This window comes from Clavibacter michiganensis, from assembly GCF_016907085.1.
In the GTDB taxonomy this organism is placed as follows: Bacteria; Actinomycetota; Actinomycetes; order Actinomycetales; family Microbacteriaceae; genus Clavibacter; species Clavibacter michiganensis_O.
Genome location: NZ_JAFBBJ010000001.1, coordinates 1,370,557 through 1,386,507 on the forward strand (window position 1 = coordinate 1,370,557; position 15,951 = coordinate 1,386,507).

Here is a 15,951-nt window from a genome sequence, read left to right on the forward strand (position 1 = left end):
TCCTCCGGTCGTCTCCGGCGCGGATGCCGGATGCGGGACTCCCCCTCTGTCATGGGCCTGAGAGCTTCGCGCCGTCCGAGGACGGTGCTTTCACCGTGGGCGAGCCGTGCGGGACGGCTGCTTTTCAGAGTGGCCAGTGCATCGCGGTACGTGGACCTGAGAGATTGGCGGGGAGGCTTGCTCCTTCGGTGCTCCCGGAGGAGCTCTCCCGCGATGCGTGCGCGGCCGTGTGTTCGGAGACCAGCATATCGAGCGGGACGTTTCGGGCGCGTGACGATTCCCCGCCGATCCCCTCCGCCGGAGACGACGACGCCGCCGCATCCGGGTGGATGCGGCGGCGTCGGGTGGGCGGGTCGACCCGCGGGATCAGATCGCGTCGGGCGAGGGCGCGACGGGCGCCTGCGGCGCGCCGTCCTCGTCCTGGTCGATGACGCGGCGCACGTCGTCGGCGAGCTGCGCGACGCCCTCGGGCATCATCTCGAAGCCGTCGGTGGTGCCCACGTTGATGACGAGGCCGGTGCCCTCGGGGATCGCCTGGACGAGCTCGGCGGCGGGGATGGTGGCGACGTGGTCGGCGACGCTCGTGACCTTCTCGTCGATGCGGTCCTCGTGCGTGAACGCGGCGAGCATGGGCACGCCGTCGCGGTCGAAGAGGACGGGCTGGAGCTGGTCGGTCTCCGGGGTGAGGGGCATGGCGGTGGGCACCACGACCGTCGTGTTGATGAACTCGGTGAGGACGGCGGTCATGTCGGACTCGCCCGCCTGGCCGCGCGCGATGGCCTGCTCGAGGGGGGTGGGCTCTCGGTCCTGTGAATCGGTCATGCGTCCATCGTGCCCGATCCGGCGGGGCGGCGGCTGACCGCGGCGGCCGGACGGGGCGTCGTCGCGGCCGTGCGCGGAGTTAGGATCGTCTCTTCCACCCGCCATCCGTCCCGAGGGGAGACGCCCGTGTCGATCGGACGCCAGCGCCCCCGCGGCGAGCTCGAGGCCGCCATCATGGACGCCCTGTGGGACGCCGACGAGCCGCTCACGGCCAAGGACGTCGTCGCCCGCATCCCGGATCCGCGCCCCGCGCTCACGACCGTGCTCACGGTGCTCGACCGTCTCGGCCAGAAGGGGCTCGTCACGCGCTCCGACGAGGCGCGCGCGCTCACGTTCGCGCCCGCCCGGTCGCGCACCGACCACGCGGCGTCGCTCATGTCGGGCGCGCTCGCCGCCACCAAGGACCGCGAGGCGGCGCTGCTGCGCTTCGCCGGCACGCTCGACGGGGACGACCTCACGGCACTGCGTCGCGCGCTCGGCGGGGACGACCGGGCCTAGGCGGGACCGCTAGCGCGGGTCGTCGGCGCCGTCGTACGGTCCGCCGACGCTGCCGTCCTCCCCGGGGAACCGGCGCGACGACCGGCGCACGACGCCGACCACCACGAGCACGGCGGCCGCGAGGATCACGAGGCCGATGAGCACGAAGACCCAGACGGGCGTGGTCTCCGCCGTCTCGGCGAGCGGCACGGACGCGCCGGACTGCGCGTCCGACGTGGGCGCGGGCGCGACGGACTCGGCGTCCTGCGTGGTCATGGTGCCCTCGGGCTCGGGCGTCGCGGTGGCCGCGCTGCCCGCCCAGGCGTCGCCGCAGGCCGGGGCCGCGAGGATCGCGGGGGTGCCCGTCGTGTCGCCCGTCGGCGCGTAGGTGAAGGAGTAGGTGCCGTCGATGGGGTGGCTGTCGCTCGAGACCGCGCGCCACGTGACCTGGTAGGTGCCGGCGGTGCCGAGCGCGATGCGGGTCGTGGCGGTGGATCCGTCGACGGCGACGCAGCCGTCCTCGTGGAAGGAGCCGTCCGAGGAGTTGACCACCTGGATCGCGAAGCCCGAGGCCTGCGCGTCGAGCGCGAGCAGCTCCTCGCTGAAGTCGAGCGCGACGGTGCCGGGCTCGTCCGTGACGGTGGCGTCGGCGGCGGGGGTGGATCCCACGAGCCGGTCGTGCGCGGACGCGGCGCCCGCCGGGATCAGCGCCCCGCCCAGCACGAGCGCTGCGGCAGCCGCGGCGAGCGCGGCGCGACGGAGGGGGGACGGGGTGCGGGGGTGGAGCGGAGACGCCATGGATCCATCATCTCCCGCGCATGGCGGCCCGAGAAGTTGACCCGACGCAACGATGTTCGCCCGCCGGTCGCCTGCGGTTCGCCTGGCGGGACCTATTTCGGCGGAATCTGAAATGCACCCCGCTCCGGGGGCATCACCCGAGGAGACCCGCACCCCCATGACAACCACGCCATCCCGGACGCGTCGCCGCGTCCTCCCGATCGCCGCAGCCGCCGTCGCCGCGACGATCCTCCTGCCGGCGGGCGCCTTCGCCGCCGGCGCGGCGCTGTCGCAGAACGGCGGCGCCCAGCGCCTCGCCGGCGACCAGACCGCCCAGATCCGCTCCGAGATCAAGAACGCCTCCGCGAAGAACGTCATCCTCCTCATCGGCGACGGCATGGGCGACTCCGAGATAACCATCGCCCGGGACTACGCCTACGGCGCCGCCGGACGCCTCCCGGGCCTCGACGCGCCGCCCCTGACCGGCCAGTACACGACGTACTCCCTCGAGAAGAGCGGCGACCGCAAGGGCCAGCCCGACTACGTGCCCGACTCGGCCGCGACCGGCAGCGGCTGGGCCACCGGCACCAAGACCAACGACGGGGCGATCAGCGTCGACATCGACGGGAAGCCGCAGGCGACCCTCACCGAGATCGCGAAGGCCAACGGGCTGCGCACCGGCGACGTCAGCACCGCGGAGATCCAGGACGCCACCCCGGCCGTCCAGGTCGCGCACGTCGACAGCCGCTCCTGCTACGGGCCCGACTCCGCCTCGTGCGGCGACGACGCGCTCGCCGCCGGCGGCCTCGGATCCATCAGCGAGCAGCTGCTGGACACCCGCCCCGACGTCACGTTCGGCGGCGGATCCGCGAGCTTCACCCAGACCGCGAAGGCCGGCCGGTACGAGGGCCAGACCCTCTTCGCCCAGGCCGACCAGCGCGGCTACCAGGTCGTGCAGGACGCCGCGGGCCTGGCGGACGTGAAGACCGCCGACCAGACCGCGCCGGTGCTCGGCCTGTTCACCCCGGGGAACTTCCCGACGCGCTTCGCGCCGACCCCCGCGACCGTCGGCGGCGCCGACCTCGCGCCCGTCACCTGCACCGAGAACCCCGCGCGCCTCGGGAGCGACCTGTCGCTCCGGACGCTGACGGACAAGGCGATCTCGCTGCTCGACACCAGGAAGGGCGGCAAGGGCTTCTTCCTCCAGGTCGAGGGCGCCAGCATCGACAAGCAGGACCACGCCGCCAACCCGTGCGGGCAGATCGGCGAGACGCTCGACTTCGACGAGTCCGTGCAGGCCGCCATGGCCTTCGCGAAGAAGGACGGCAACACGCTCGTCATCGTCACCGCCGACCACGCGCACTCCAGCCAGATCGTGGACAGCACGCCTCCCACCTCGCTCAGCGCCGCCGTGCGCACCCTCGAGGGCGGCGTGATGAAGCTGTCCTACGGCACCGCGGGCCTCGGCGGATCGCAGCAGCACACCGGCACCCAGGTCCGCGTCGCGGCCTACGGTCCGGGAGCGGCGAACGTCGTCGGCCTCACCGACCAGACGGACACCTTCTTCACGATGGCGAACGCGCTGAAGCTCGACCGCAGCACGGCCGCGCTCAGCAAGGGCGCATCGGTCGTCGCCAGCGACTACCGGCCCGACCGGGGCGAGGAGATCACCGTCACGGGCAGCCGCTTCGCCGGCGACCGCCAGGTGACCCTCACCACGTCCGCCGGGGACCTCGTCGGCACGTACGACGTCATCGACGGCAAGGTCGCCATCCCGTTCACGGCCCCGGCCACCGCGGGACCGCTCACGCTGACCCTCACCGGCGTGCAGACGGGCAAGGTCGTCACCGCCAAGGTGACCGTCCGCTAGCACCGCGGCTCTCCACGGGCGCCCCCTCGGCCACGGCCGGAGGGGCGCCTTCCGCGTCTCCGGGCGTCGCGCACCCGCGCCCGTGTTGCGCCGAGCGTCGCATCACGATGGACTCGTCGGATGCACACCGCACCCCAGGACGCCCCCGGTGACGGCACGGCGCGATCCGCCGGCCTCACCGCCGACGAGATCGACCGGATCCGCCGCGACTTCCCCATCCTCGACTCGGAGGTGAACGGCCACCCGCTCGTCTACCTCGACTCGGCCGCCACCTCCCAGAAGCCGCGCCAGGTGCTGGACGCGGAGCGCGCGTACCTGGAGCACCGCAACGCCGCCGTCCACCGGGGCGCGCACACGCTCGCGGCCCTCGCGACGGAGGAGTTCGAGGAGGCGCGGGAGAAAGTCGCGCGCTTCGTCGGCGTCGACGCGGGCGAGATCGTGTGGACCTCGAACGCGACCGAGGGGCTGAACCTCGTCGCGTACGGCCTCGGGAGCGCGGCCGCGCCGGCGTCGATCCGCGTGCGGGAGGGCGACGAGATCGTCGTCACGGAGTCGGAGCACCACGCGAACCTCATCCCGTGGCAGCAGCTCGCGCTCCGCACGGGCGCCCGGCTGCGGTTCATCCCCGTCGACGACCAGGGCGCGCTGCGGCTGGAGACGCTGGGCGACGTCATCACGGAGCGCACGCGCGTCGTCGCGCTCGCGCACGTCTTTAACGTGCTGGGCGGGGTCGCGCCGCTCGGACCCGTCATCGCGCGGGCGCGGGAGGTCGGGGCCCTCGTCGTGCTCGACGCCTGCCAGTCCGTGCCGCACCTCCCCGTCGACCTGCGCGCCCTCGACGTCGACCTCGCCGTGTTCTCCGGCCACAAGATGCTCGCGCCGACGGGCATCGGGGTGCTCTACGGGCGCCGCCAGGTGCTCGAGGCGCTGCCGCCGTTCCTCACGGGCGGGTCGATGATCACGACCGTGACGATGGAGGCGGCCGAGTTCCTCCCGCCACCGCAGCGGTTCGAGGCCGGCACGCAGCGCATCTCGCAGGTCGTGGCGCTGGGCGTCGCGGTCGACTACCTCGAGGCGGTCGGCATGGACCGGATCGCGGAGCACGGGCGGCGCATCGGGGAGCGGCTCGTGACGGGTCTCTCGGGGATCACGGGCGTGCGCGTGCTCGGCCCGGCCGCCGACGGCCACCGTGTCGGGCTCGCGGCGTTCGACCTGGCGGGCGTGCACGCGCACGACGTGGGGCAGATCCTCGACGACCGCGGCATCGCCGTGCGCGTCGGCCACCACTGCGCGCAGCCGCTGCATCGCCGGCTCGGGCTCACCGCGTCGACGCGCGCGAGCGGGACCCTGCACACGACCGACGCCGAGATCGACCTGCTGCTGCAGGGCGTCGAGGACGCCGCCGCCTTCTTCGGGTCCGGCCGATGAGCGCTCCCGCGTCTGGCGGCGGCGCGCTGTACCAGGAGCTGATCCTCGACCACTCGCGCACGCCCGAGGGCCAGGGCGACCCCACGGGCTGGCCGCTGCACGCGCACCAGGTGAACCCGACGTGCGGGGACGAGATCACCCTCGGGATCCGCGTCGAGGACGGTCGCGTGGCCGAGATCGCGTGGACGGGACACGGCTGCGCGATCTCGCAGGCGTCGGCGTCGATGCTCGTCGGCGTGCTCGACGGCGCGGACCTGGAGACCGTGCACGCGCGGGCCGAGGCGTTCCGCGAGGTCATGCGGAGCCGAGGCGCGTCCCACCTCGACCCGGAGGAGTTCGGCGACGCGGTCGCGCTCGACGGGGTCTCACGGTACGTGGGCCGCGTGAAGTGCGCGATGCTGCCGTGGACGACGCTGGAGGAGGCGCTCCGGGCGGGCTGACCCGGCCGTCCCCGCGCGGGGCGGGCAGAGTGGGGAGACGGGCCGCGCGAGGCGGCCGCCCGCGACACCAGGAGGATCCGTGGCCCCCGACGACGACATGCCGAGCACCATCCGCCGCTCCCCCGAGCACGCGCAGGCCACCTGGTCGGCGGCGCACGCGGCGGCCGAGGAGCAGTACGGATCCGGCGAGCGCGCCGAGCGCACCGCCTACGCCGCGCTCAAGCACGGCTTCGAGAAGGTCGGCGACCACTGGGAGCCGAAGGAGTCAGCGGGGCCGTCGGACGCGGGCGCCGAGGAGCGCGGCGCGGGCACGGCCGGCGGGGTCGACGCGAACGCGTCGAAGGCGCACCTGATGGAGGTGGCGCGCCGTCTCGACGTCGCCGGCCGCAGCCGCATGACGAAGGACGAGCTGGTGGAGGGGATCCGGAAGGCGAACGACCGCGAGACCCGCCGGGCGCGCGAGCGCGAGGGCTGAGGCGGGGCGCCCGTCCCGAACGGACGGGCGCCCCGTCGGGTCAGCCGATCGTCGTGCCGCCGCGCACGTCGTCGAGCACCGTGAGGAGCGCGCCCTGCGTCCAGACGCCGACGCGCCCGGTCGCGTCGTGGAAGCGCGCCGCGTCGGCGTCGGAGAGCTCCCTGGTGCCGACGAGGTCGTCGCCGAGCTGGATCTCCACGGTGTCGTCCGCCGTGTACCGCGCGGTGAGCACGTCGCCCGCGATCAGCCGCACCGGGATCGCCGGGTAGGCCGTGCGGGTGCCGTCGGTCGCGATGGCGGTCGTCGTGATCGCCTTCGACCGCGCGTCGTAGGTCACGGTGATCGCGCCGCGGTCGACCGTGCGGGCCGACTGCGCCTTGAGCACCAGGCCCACGGACCGCGCCGTGCGCGCCACCTTGGTCAGCGTCACGGACGCCTCCTGCGTGGCGCCGAGCACCTCGGGTCGGAGCAGCGCGCCGCCCTGGTAGGGGCGGAGCGTGCCGGCCGCGAGGCGGTAGGCGGTGGCGGCGGTGTCGCCGGTCCAGGATCCGCCGACCGCGGAGCCGCGGCGCGCGAAGTCGTCGAGCACGGCCGCCTGCACCCGGAAGGTGCGCGTGATCGACTCGGCGGGGGCGAACTCGCCGTCCCCGGCCTGTGTGGCGGTGATCGTGCAGACGCCCGCGGAGGTCGGCGAGAGCCGCGTCCCCGTGACCGTGCACGCGCCGGACGCCTGGAACGACACGGGTAGGCGCGAGGTCGCGGTGGCCGTCAGAGCGATCGCGTCGCCGCCCGCGGTCGCGCCGGTCGGCGCGGTGAACGCGATCGTCTGCGCGGCGAGCGCGGCCGGGCCGCCGGACACCATGAGGAAGCTGACCTGGATGTCCGGGCCCGCCGCCTTCGCGATCTCCACCCTCAGCACCCCGTCCGCCCCGACGGTCGCGGTGTACGCGCTCGACGAGTCGGCGCCGAACGGCCGGGCGGTCTCCACGACCTGCCCGTTGAGCGTGATGCGCGCGGCGCGGCTGGCGGTGGTCCACGGGTCCGAGAACCCGAGGTCGACGCGGTGCTCGCCCGGGGTGAGCCCGCCGAAGGAGTAGGTCAGCGTCGCGCCGGACTTCGCCCAGCGCAGCGTCGAGTAGAGGTCGCCGGTGGCGTCGCCCTTCACGTCGCTGGATCCGGTCCAGCCCCAGGTGGCGCCCGTGGCAGGATCCGCGCCGAGGGGCTGCTCCGGGACCGAGCCGAGGAGCGGCCCGTCGGCGGCGGACGCGGCGACGATCGCCGCCCAGTCGGCCGTGGCCCAGCCGCCCGCGTCGACCGCGTACTCGAGGTCCTGCGGGACGACGACCACGCGGCGGACGAGCGTGCGCCCGTCGTCGAGGGTGCCGCGGAGCTGCACGGGGCCGGCCCCGGCGAGCGCCGCGGCCTCCCAGGTGATCCCCGTCGTCGTGGTCGCGCCGCCGCTGGTCACCTCGACCTCGGCCGGCAGCGCGGAGGCGTCGTCGGTGCGCACAATCGCGGGGATCGCGGTCGTGACCTCCCACGGCGCGTACGCCGGGATGTCGCGGACGCTCCACGTGCCCGGGTTCGCGAGGGTCATGGATCCGCCCTCGCCGAAGGACAGCGGCAGCCAGATGTAGGGCGCGTTCGCGAGGTCGTCCGGGGTCCACCGGTCGCCCATGTAGGCGAAGCGGCCGTTCTCCGGGTCGATCGGGATCACGGAGGTGCTCTGCGAGCCGAAGGTCGTGCCGGCGCCGTCGCCCTGCGCGGGGTTGCCGCGGTCGGTCCAGGTGCCGAGGATGTCGGTCGCCGTGGCGTAGGACGCCGGGTTCGGGTTCCAGCCCGTCGCACCCGAGGTGATCAGGTAGTAGGTGCCGTGCGACTTGAACAGCACGGGCGCCTCGCGGTGCGCGCCGACGTAGGGGCGCGTGAAGTCGACGCCCTTGACGGCGTCGGCCGGACCCGTGGCGAGCGCGGTGTAGTCGGCGTCGAGCTTCGAGATGTAGAGCGAGTAGTTCTCCTCGCTCGAGTAGACGATGTAGGCGGTCCCGTCGTCGTCGACGAAGAGGTTCATGTCGCGCGCCATGCCCTTGCTCTCGGGCTGGTAGTCGGGCTCCCCGGGCGGCGCCTCGTGCAGGCGGTAGTCCTGGAGGTAGCGGAACGGGCCGGTCGGCGAGTCGGAGACGGCGACGCCCGCGGTGGCCTTGGCGTACTGCGCGTCGCTCGTGGCGGTGGGGCCGTCGGTGTGGATCCACATCACCCACTGGCCGGTCGCCGCGTTGTGGACGACCTTCGGGCGCTCGAGGATCGCGGCGGGGCGCGTGGATCCGCCGGCGGGCACGGTGCCGAGGTCCTCGTAGACGGCGGCGCGCGCGTCGGCGTCGAGGTCGCCGTAGAGGCCGGCGAAGTAGGGGTCGGCGTCGAACTGGTCGGGCGACGACATGGCCCGGAGGACGAGGCCCTCGTCGGTCCAGGCCTCGAGGTCGTGCGAGGAGTAGACGTGCACGCCGGGGCTCGAGGCGTAGCCGTTGGAGCGGTCCTCGCCGTACCAGTAGTAGATCGTGTCGCCGGCCTCGTCGACAGACGGGACGATCTGGCCGCCGTGGGCCTGGATCACCTCGCCGGACGTGTCGAGACGGGCCTCACCGGGCGTGAAGGTGGCGTCCTCGACGGCCGCCGGCGCTGGCGGGGTCGCGGCGGCCGGAGCGGCGGCGCGGGCGGCGGCGGGTGCCGACGCGTGCGTCGCGGCGTGCGCCGGCAGGCCCGCGAGGGACAGGGCGGTGGCGAGCCCCGCGGTGACGGCGAGCGCCCGGATGCCCCTCCTCCTCGTGGGGCTCGGGGCCTCGCCTTCGACGGGCGTCCCGCGTCCGGGTGCGGATGGTTGCGTGATCATCGTCGATCGTCCTCCAGGTGCGCGATGCGGATCCGGACGCCCCGCATCGTCGCGGTGCCCCCTCGCATCGCCTCCCACGCTAGCCCCGGAGGTCGGTGCCATGTCACATGGGATCCGGGGTGGACCTCCCATGCCGGACCCCGCGCGCCGTCCGCCGGGTCAGGGAAGGTCGACCCGGAACAGCTCGCAGTCCGCGTCGTAGTAGGCGCGCGTGCGGCCGAGGGGACGCATCCCGATCCGCCGGCACACGGCCTGCGACGGCGCGTTCTCCGGGTTCGTCACGGCCAGCACCCGGGTCAGCCCGCCCTCGGCCGCGTGCGCGAGCACCCGCCGGGCCGCCTCCGTCGCGACGCCGCGACCCCACGCGTCCGGATGCAGGTGCCAGCCGATCTCCGTCTCGCCGTCCTCCGGCGCGTCGCGCGGGGCCGGGTCGTCGCCGGCGAGCGGCGCGGCCGACGCGGGCAGGTCCTTGAGCAGGAGCGTGCCGAGGAGCGCGCCGCCGTCGCGGTCCTCGATCGCCCAGATGCCGCGCACGGGGTGGTCGAGCGCGGCGTAGCGGGCGGAGCGCGCGACGGCCTGGGCGGGATCCGTCTGCACCGCGCCCGTGCCGATCCACCGCATCACCTCGGGCCGCGAATGCAGGTCGAGGAGGAAGGGCGCGTCGGCCTCCGTGAAGCGGCGGAGGAGCAGGCGGTCGGTCGCGAGGTCGGGCATCGCCCCAGGCTAGTCAGCGACGTCGGTGGCTCCCCCTAGCGTGACGGCATGCCCGAGCCGGTGGATGCGTGGTGGGCGCGACGCCGCTGGTCGCGCGGCCTCGACGTGCCGTACCCGGTGGGCACCTACCGGGAGGCGTGGGCGTCGTTCCCCGTGCTCATCCGGCAGTACCACCCGGATCTCAACCGCGGCATCACGCTCACGCAGGTGCCGCCCGCGGCCGACGTCCTCCTCACCTGGCAGTGCGACGTCGGGCACGTCTTCGTCGCGACGCCCGAGGAGCAGCGGAGGCGGCCGGGCCGCGAGCGCCGCCGCTCGTCGTGGTGCCCGGACTGCGCGGAGGCCGCGGCGCCGCGCACGCCCGTGCTGCCGATGGCGGATCAGGTGCGGTGGCCCGGGGCGTCGCCGCTCGTGGCGGGGCCGGTGGCGGGCGGATCCGCGTCCGGCGCGTCCGGCGGATCGCCGTCGACGGCCGGCGGCCAGACGCGTCCCCGGCGCGGCGCGCGCGACGGACGGCCCGCGGTCGGCGGCACGGCCCGCGACCGGCGTGGGAAGAACGGCACCCCGAGCACGGTCGGGCCCGACGAGCGCCGCGGATCCCCCGCCACGGCCACCACGCCGACCCGCGCCCGCCGATCCCCCGCCGTCTGCGCGAAGACGCCCGACCTCCCCGTCGGCGAGCCGTTCGCCAGCGCGTGCGCGCCGCCGCCCGCGTCCGCCGTCGAGGAGCGCCTGCGGCAGGATCTCGCCGCGCGCCTGGATCACACGCCCGGCCTGAACGCCGTACGGCTCGCCCGCCCCTTCTTCGAGCACCTCGAGGCGTGGCCCGACATCCTGCTGCCCGAGCTGCGTGTCGCGATCGAGTACGACTCGACCGGCCGCCACGGCCTCGAGCACGTCGGCCGCCGCGAGGAGGCCGACCGACGCAAGGACCGCGCGCTGCGGGCCGCCGGCTGGGAGGTGATCCGCATCCGCACCGGCAAGCTGCCGCCCCTCGGGCCGTACGACCTGTGCGTCGCGGGCCTCACCCGCGGCACGGTGGATCAGCTCCTCGACCGGCTCCGCGAGATCCGCGGCCCGTTCCTGGTGGACGCCTACCTGCGGGAGGTGCCGCCGCCGGCCGCGACCGGATGAGCGGCGCGGGCCGCGGGCGTCAGCTGACCCGCAGCGCCAGCGCCTCGCTCCGCCAGCGGGCGAGCAGCTCCCACGGATCCGGCTGGCCCGCGGCGAGCGCGGCGACGTGCGCCCGCAGCTCGGTGTCGAGCGCGAACCACTCGGTGCGGTCGTAGCGCTGCCGCGCGAACCGCGCGTGCCGGGCCCGCTCCACCGATCGACCGCCGCGTTCGAAGGCCAGCAGGTCGTCGTGCCGCAGCGTGCCGAGCCGCTGCCGCGGATTGGCGCTGGTGCCGATCTTCATCCGGTCGCCGAAGCGGATGTAGTAGACGACGTCGACGCGCGGCGGCGCCAGCTCCCCGTCCGGGTGGTCGCCGTGCCGCCACTCGCACACCGCGCACAGCCAGCCCGACGGGTACCGGACGCCGAGGCGTGATCCGCACGCCGGGCAGGGCGACGGCAGCACGTCCTCGACGCCGTGCTCGCGCTCCGCCCACGCGGCCGCGCCCACGAGGTGCACGGCGCACAGCGGCACGGGTGCGCCGGGTTCAGCCGCCGCGTCGCAGCCCTCGGCGCGGCACGGGGCGGATCCGGTCGACGTCATGCCCCGACGCTATGCGCGGGCGCCGACACCGGAACCCGGACCGGCGGTCCGGACGACCTCAGCGCGCCGCCCGCACGACGAAGGGCGCCTGGTCCTCGAGGCCACGGCGGAGCTCGACCGAGGTCCACGGCACGGGAGCGTCGGCGAAGATCGGCTCGAGCACCTCCCACATGATGCGGCGGTCCGGGCCGACGAAGTAGACGTCGTAGGAGTCCTCGCCGAACTCGTTGCCGTCGATCCATCCGGCCTCGAGCAGCTGCAGGGCGTCATCGCCCGCGATCTCGGTCGCGGCCAGCGACTCGAACGCCTCGTACGCGGTCGCCGCCTCGCCGGCCTCGAAGCGCAGCACGACCCAGTCGTCGGGCTCGTCCTCGCGGGTCCACGGGCGCGCGGCCGCGACGATCGCCATGGTCAGGCCGGTGATGATCCCGGTGAGGAGGAGCGCCCGGATCCGCGGCGTCATGGCCGCGCCCGCCCGGCGTCTCCTGCTGCTGCGCTCATGCGACATCCCCGTCCCGGCGGCCGTCCACCCGGGACCGCGCACCACGTCCCAGTATCCCCGCACGATCGCCTCCGTGGCGTGTCGACCGCGAACCTGGACCGGGAACGGTCCTGATGGGTACCTTTCCCTCCACGAGCAGGCGGTCCGCCTGCTCACCCCGTCCGCTTGGCCGAAGGAGCGCAGTGTCCGAGCCGAGCACACACGAGGAATTGATCTCCTCGATGGCGACCGTCTTCGACCTCATGGATGCCGCGACGCTCGACGCCTGGGAAGGCCTCACCGGCCTGCAGATCCAGCTGCTGCGCGTCGTCGCCACCGGGATGCAGGTGGACCGCCAGTCGCTCTCCATGTGGACCCGCACCTCGCGCGCGGCCCTCGTGCCGAGCCTCGCGGCGCTGCTGCAGCGGCGGATCCTCGTGGAGGAGGCGGATGGGGAGGGGGCGCGCCTGGTCGTCGGGCCCGCCGGCCGGGAGCTCCTCGAGACGGTGATGCGCGCCCGCACCGGCTGGATCCGCGGGGCGTGCGCCTCCGTGCAGCCGCCCGTCGACGAGGGCGAGCTGCGGCGCGCGATCGGCGCTCTGCAGCGCATCGTCGACGGCGCCTGACCCGGGGATACCACGCGACGCCGGCCGATCCTGCCCCCTCGACCGCTCGCCACCGCGCCCCTAGTGTGGGGAAATGGCGAATCCCATCGAGGCCCAGGCACCCCCGAGATCCGAGTTGAAGCGCTCCATCACGGTCAAGCAGCTGTACTTCTACGTGGTCGGCGACGTCCTCGGATCCGGCATCTACGTGCTCGTCGGCCTCGTGGCCGCGGCCGTGGGCGGCGCGTTCTGGATGGCGTTCCTGGTGGGCGTCTCCATCGCGACCATCACGGGCCTCGCCTACGCGGAGCTCGTCACGAAGTACCCGCAGGCCGCCGGCGCCTCGCTCTACATCAACAAGGCGTTCCGCAGCCCGGTGCTCACGTTCTTCATCACCATCTGCATGCTCAGCGCCAACATGGCCGCCGTCGGATCCCTCGCGGCCGGCTTCGTGCGCTACCTCAGCGACCTGATCGGCCTCCCCGAGTCCGCGATCTGGGCGACCACCGGCATCGCGGTCGCGTTCGTCGCCGTCATCACGGCGATCAACCTCATCGGCATCAGCGAGTCGGTCGTCGCGAACGTGATCATGACGTTCGTCGAGATCAGCGGCCTCATCATCGTCGTCGCCATCGGCGTGATCGCGCTGGTCGAGGGCGTGGGCGACCCCGCCGTGCTGCTGCAGTTCCAGGTCGAGGGCGGCCCCGGATCCGCGGTGCTGGCCGTGCTCGCCGGCGTCTCGCTCGCGTTCTTCGCCATGACCGGCTTCGAGAACGCGGCGAACGTGGCCGAGGAGACCATCGACCCGTCGCGCGCGTTCCCCCGCGCGCTCATCGGCGGCATGATGACCGCCGGCGTCGTCTACGTGCTGGTCTCGATGGCCGCCGCCCTCGCCGTGCCGATCGACGCGCTGGCGGGCAACACGCTCCTCGAGGTCGTCCGCGCCGACCTCTTCTTCATCCCGGCGGCCGTGATGCTCGTGATCTTCGGCCTCATCGCCATGGTCGCCATCAGCAACACCGCGCTCGTGACCGTGGTGGCGCAATCGCGGATCCTGTTCGGCATGGCGCGCGAGAACGTCGTCCCCGCGATCTTCGCCAAGGTGCACCCGGCCCGCCGCAGCCCCTACGTGGCGCTGATCTTCGGCGGCGCGGTGGTGGCCGGCCTCCTCATCATCGGCGCGGCGATCCGCTCCAGCCAGGCCGGCATCCCCGAAGACGAGCGGCTCGACATCGTCGACCGCCTCGCGACCATCACCGTCGTGTTCCTCCTCTTCATCTACGCGCTCGTGATCGTCGCGTGCCTGAAGCTGCGCGGCCACGACGAGCGCGACGACACGTACCGCGCGAACACGCCGCTGCTGATCGTCGGGATCCTCGGGAACGTCGCCGTGCTGATCTACACGCTCGTCGACGACCCCGGAGCGCTGTTCTGGGTCGGCGGGCTGCTCGCGCTGGGGCTCGTTCTCTACCTCGCGCAGCGCACGTTCGGCGCGAAGAAGCCGGACCTGGAAGCGGCGGCGGGCGTCGCCGCAGCCGGACCCACGGACAGGGAGGTCTGACCCGTGCACGTCATCGTCACCACCGACGGATCCCAGGCATCGCTGCAGGCGGCCCGCCAGTTCCAGGTGATCGCGGACTCCCGCGAGATCACCGAGGTCACCGTGCTCGCGGTCGTGAGCCCCTACGCGGCCGCGCCGTTCGCCAACGAGCTCGGCCCGCGCCGCGCGACCGGCCAGACCGAGCTCAGCTACCGCCGCGACGCCGAGGCAGCCGTCGACACGGTCGCGGCGGTCTTCGACGGCTGGGGCCCGACCATCCACCGCGACGTGCGCAGCGGCTCCCCCGCCACCGAGATCATCCGCGCCGCCGAGGACCTCTCCGCGGGCCTGATCTCGATGGCCGCCGGCAGCCGCGGCCTCACCGCGACGATCCTGCTCGGCAGCACGGCCTCGCGCGTGCAGCACTCGGCGCCGTGCCCGGTGCTGATCTGCCGGCCGACGGTGCGCGGGCGGGGGTAGCGGCATGGCGGACGGTAGGTGACGCGAACCGACGGACGCCGGTGCATCTGAATCAGGCGGCGAGGATCTTGTTCGACTTGCTTCGATTGCACTTCCAGCAGAGGGTCTGGAGATTGTCGTGCGTGGACAGTCCGCCCTTGGACACGGGCACGATGTGGTCCACCTCAAGGAGCAGATGGGGCTCATCCACGACGGAGACCGAGCAGAAGCGGCAGGCGTGGCCATCGCGAGCCTTGATGAATTGACGTAGGCGGGCTGTCATCAGTGCACGCTGCCCTGCCGCGCTCTTGTCGAATCGGATCTTGCCGGCCAGCACATCGACGAGTTCGTCGATCGTCTCGTTGTTCAGCTTGATCGACGTCCTCTGCGAGCTGTTGCCACCTGCGCTCACGTACTCGAAGACATAGACCGGGTAGGGAATCACGATCCGCTTGACCTCGTAGCCGACCTGATTGCGGAACTCCTCCTCGTAGTGCTTCAGGATGAACGCCGGCGGGCGGATCGACTCGACGATGGCCGTCTCACGCTGGCGAAGGTTGCCGACCGCGTCCTCGAGACGCGCGATGTCCTCGCCCAGCGTCTCCACTTGCGTGAGCCGTGTCTCTGTCGCGGCGATGTTGAAGTACTTCATCAAGTACTTCAGCGGGTCGCCGCTGGCCGAACGGACCACCTGCAGGGAGCAGTTGTGCACGTTCGGATCCTCGAAGGACGCCTCGTTGCGATCCCGCCGATGCTTGTGATTGCTCGTGTTCTGGAAGGTGGCGAGGTGAGCATGAGTGCCCGTCTCAGCGACGGCGAGCTGGAACGAATCGCGCTCTCGGATCTCCGCGATGTACTCGGCCAGTTCGTTGTGCTCATCGACGAAGGCGGCGAGTTCGCGCTTCTGCGCGAGGAAGACCTCGCCCTTGAAGTAACGGTTCTTGCGGACGTTGCGCACGATCTTCGGGACGATGATGATGGCGAGGATCAGACCGACGACGGTCAGCGATATCTGCCAGTACGTGAAGATGAGGCTGATCAGGAAGATGATCAGGACCAACGCGATGATGTAGGGCAAGGGCCAGTCCTATCGGGGAGCTCGGGTCTCGACGAGGAGACGTGCGCCGTCATCTCTGGGCGGGAGACGACAGCGAAGAGGTGCCAGGCAGGAGGCGCGCCGACACTGCGACGAAACGCTACGAGACCTCGGCGCGCACGCCTAGGCCCCCTTTGTCGGGCCACCCACGTCTCCCCAT

The 15,951-nt window shown here is 73.2% G+C and carries 16 protein-coding genes and 2 riboswitches; of the genes, 9 read left to right on the forward strand and 7 right to left on the reverse strand.

Features of this window, described 5'->3' with window-relative positions:
- Positions 1-39: 39 nt before the first annotated feature.
- A riboswitch (glycine riboswitch) is annotated at positions 40-133 on the reverse strand.
- Between the two features lies 1 nt (position 134).
- Positions 135-221: riboswitch (glycine riboswitch) on the reverse strand.
- A gap of 145 nt (positions 222-366) precedes the next feature.
- Positions 367-822, reverse strand: coding sequence for an SseB family protein (locus JOE38_RS06195; RefSeq protein WP_204575347.1), 456 nt, complete (start codon positions 820-822; stop codon positions 367-369).
- 126 nt (positions 823-948) lie between these two features.
- Between JOE38_RS06195 and JOE38_RS06200 the strand changes: the two genes are divergently transcribed.
- Entirely contained in the window at positions 949-1,320 is a 372-nt protein-coding gene (locus tag JOE38_RS06200) for a BlaI/MecI/CopY family transcriptional regulator (RefSeq protein WP_015490825.1), read from the forward strand.
- Between the two features lie 9 nt (positions 1,321-1,329).
- On the opposite strand, the gene JOE38_RS06205 is transcribed toward JOE38_RS06200, so the two are convergent.
- Positions 1,330-2,097 (reverse strand): copper resistance CopC family protein, encoded by a 768-nt coding sequence (locus JOE38_RS06205; RefSeq protein ID WP_204575348.1) that lies wholly within the window; start codon positions 2,095-2,097, stop codon positions 1,330-1,332.
- Between the two features lie 157 nt (positions 2,098-2,254).
- Here JOE38_RS06205 and phoA point away from each other — a divergent pair, with 157 nt between their 5' ends.
- From phoA to JOE38_RS06225, 4 genes are all read left to right on the forward strand, one after another.
- The gene (phoA, locus tag JOE38_RS06210) at positions 2,255-3,946 is read left to right on the forward strand and encodes an alkaline phosphatase (RefSeq protein ID WP_204575349.1); all 1,692 of its coding nucleotides are present in this window, start codon (positions 2,255-2,257) and stop codon (positions 3,944-3,946) included.
- Between the two features lie 120 nt (positions 3,947-4,066).
- Positions 4,067-5,374: a SufS family cysteine desulfurase gene (locus JOE38_RS06215; RefSeq protein WP_204575350.1), complete on the forward strand. Its 1,308-nt coding sequence runs from the start codon at positions 4,067-4,069 to the stop codon at positions 5,372-5,374.
- Positions 5,371-5,814 (forward strand): Fe-S cluster assembly sulfur transfer protein SufU, encoded by a 444-nt coding sequence (gene sufU, locus JOE38_RS06220; RefSeq protein ID WP_204575351.1) that lies wholly within the window; start codon positions 5,371-5,373, stop codon positions 5,812-5,814. Before JOE38_RS06215 ends, sufU begins: the two co-directional genes overlap by 4 nt.
- A 79-nt stretch (positions 5,815-5,893) precedes the next feature.
- Positions 5,894-6,289, forward strand: a complete 396-nt coding sequence (locus JOE38_RS06225) for a ChaB family protein (RefSeq protein WP_204575352.1) — start codon at positions 5,894-5,896, stop codon at positions 6,287-6,289.
- Between the two features lie 40 nt (positions 6,290-6,329).
- On the opposite strand, the gene JOE38_RS06230 is transcribed toward JOE38_RS06225, so the two are convergent.
- Both JOE38_RS06230 and JOE38_RS06235 read right to left on the reverse strand, forming a co-directional pair.
- On the reverse strand, positions 6,330-9,179 hold the full coding sequence (locus tag JOE38_RS06230; protein WP_204575353.1) for a glycoside hydrolase family 43 protein: 2,850 nt from the start codon (positions 9,177-9,179) through the stop codon (positions 6,330-6,332).
- A 159-nt stretch (positions 9,180-9,338) separates the two neighbouring features.
- Positions 9,339-9,893 carry a GNAT family N-acetyltransferase gene (locus tag JOE38_RS06235; RefSeq protein WP_204575354.1) on the reverse strand — a complete coding sequence of 185 codons (555 nt, stop codon included), beginning with the start codon at positions 9,891-9,893 and terminating at the stop codon, positions 9,339-9,341.
- Between the two features lie 48 nt (positions 9,894-9,941).
- Here JOE38_RS06235 and JOE38_RS06240 point away from each other — a divergent pair, with 48 nt between their 5' ends.
- Positions 9,942-11,027, forward strand: a complete 1,086-nt coding sequence (locus tag JOE38_RS06240) for a zinc-ribbon domain-containing protein (protein WP_204575355.1) — start codon at positions 9,942-9,944, stop codon at positions 11,025-11,027.
- 19 nt (positions 11,028-11,046) lie between these two features.
- Here JOE38_RS06240 and JOE38_RS06245 read toward each other — a convergent pair whose 3' ends face one another.
- The gene (locus JOE38_RS06245; RefSeq protein WP_204575356.1) at positions 11,047-11,610 is read right to left on the reverse strand and encodes a GIY-YIG nuclease family protein; all 564 of its coding nucleotides are present in this window, start codon (positions 11,608-11,610) and stop codon (positions 11,047-11,049) included.
- A 58-nt stretch (positions 11,611-11,668) separates the two neighbouring features.
- On the reverse strand, positions 11,669-12,073 hold the full coding sequence (locus JOE38_RS06250) for a hypothetical protein (RefSeq protein ID WP_204575357.1): 405 nt from the start codon (positions 12,071-12,073) through the stop codon (positions 11,669-11,671).
- A gap of 248 nt (positions 12,074-12,321) precedes the next feature.
- Between JOE38_RS06250 and JOE38_RS06255 the strand changes: the two genes are divergently transcribed.
- From JOE38_RS06255 to JOE38_RS06265, 3 genes are all read left to right on the forward strand, one after another.
- Entirely contained in the window at positions 12,322-12,717 is a 396-nt protein-coding gene (locus tag JOE38_RS06255; RefSeq protein ID WP_239544757.1) for a MarR family transcriptional regulator, read from the forward strand.
- A gap of 73 nt (positions 12,718-12,790) precedes the next feature.
- Entirely contained in the window at positions 12,791-14,257 is a 1,467-nt protein-coding gene (locus tag JOE38_RS06260; RefSeq protein ID WP_204575359.1) for an APC family permease, read from the forward strand.
- Between the two features lie 3 nt (positions 14,258-14,260).
- Complete coding sequence (locus JOE38_RS06265; RefSeq protein WP_204575360.1) at positions 14,261-14,716, forward strand: universal stress protein; 456 nt, start codon at positions 14,261-14,263, stop codon at positions 14,714-14,716.
- Positions 14,717-14,768: 52 nt separating this feature from the next.
- Here the strand turns inward: JOE38_RS06265 and JOE38_RS06270 are convergent, their stop codons facing one another.
- Positions 14,769-15,773, reverse strand: coding sequence for an HNH endonuclease (locus tag JOE38_RS06270; protein ID WP_204575361.1), 1,005 nt, complete (start codon positions 15,771-15,773; stop codon positions 14,769-14,771).
- Positions 15,774-15,951: the final 178 nt, after the last annotated feature.